The following is a 1,057-nucleotide window of genomic DNA, read 5'->3' as shown; positions in this document are numbered from 1 at the left end:
TGTACTGACCTGGATCGTTGTTGACGTAGGAGAAGCCTCCGGTGTCGAGTTGGAGCTGTCTAGTTCTGCAGCTCGATCACACGGAGGCTTCTCTTGTCCCACGCTAACGCCCGGCTGACTCCAGCCGGCAGGTTGATTCTTGTTCAGCGGATTCAGTCGGGGCGTGCGGTCGCGCATGTGGCGGCGGAGATGGGTATCTCGCGGACGGCGGCATGGCGATGGTGGCGCCGATTCCGAGAGCACGGGCCGATCGGACTCGTCGACCGCTCCAGCGTCGCTCGGTCGCATCCGCATCGCACGGATGCGTGCGTGGAGACGCGGGTGCGGATCCTGCGCCATCTCACTCGTCGAGGGCCGGTGTTCATCGGCGGGAAGCTCGGCATGCACGCCTCGACCGTCGGTCGTGTGCTGCGCCGGCATCGGGTTCCGCTGTTGCGAGAGCTGGACCCCGTCACCGGGGTCGTGATCCGGGCGACACGCCGCTCCGCGAATCGCTACGAGCACGACCATCCCGGGTCACTGATCCACGTCGATGTCAAGAAACTCGGGCGCATCCCCGACGGCGGCGGCTGGCGCGCGCATGGGCGCAGCGAGAAGGTCCGCGGTCGCGGGATCGGCTATGACTACGTGCACGCCGCGATCGATGACCACTCCCGGCTCGCCTACGCAGAGATCCACACCGACGAGAAAGGCACCACCGCAGCCGGGTTCCTCGACCGTGCGATCGCGTTCTACGCGCGAGTCGGCGTCAAGATCGAACGGGTCATCACCGACAACGCCTTCGCCTACCGACACTCCACCGCGTTCCACGACGTCCTCACCGCACACGGCATCACCCAGAAGTTCATCCGCCCGCACTGCCCCTGGACAAACGGGAAGATCGAGCGCCTCAACCGCACCCTCGCCACCGAATGGGCCTACGCCCGCCCCTTCACCTCAAACGCAGAACGAGCAGCAGCCTTGCCCTCCTGGCTCGACCACTACAACCTAGACAGACACCACCTCGGCATCACCGGCATCCCCATCGACCGAATCAACAACGGTCGAGGTCAGTACA

At 65.3% G+C, this 1,057-nt stretch carries 1 protein-coding gene; it reads left to right on the top strand.

Annotation, left to right across the window (positions count from 1 at the left end; genetic code table 11):
- Nucleotides 1–93: 93 nt before the first annotated feature.
- Nucleotides 94–1,057 (top strand): IS481 family transposase (locus MSA03_RS14285; protein ID WP_147051532.1); only part of this gene is annotated, 964 nt, incomplete at its 3' end.

This window comes from Microbacterium saccharophilum (assembly GCF_007992455.1).
Taxonomy (GTDB): domain Bacteria; phylum Actinomycetota; class Actinomycetes; order Actinomycetales; family Microbacteriaceae; genus Microbacterium; species Microbacterium saccharophilum.
The sequence above is the reverse complement of the archived record's forward strand: the minus strand, read 5'-3'. Positions and strand labels throughout refer to the sequence as shown.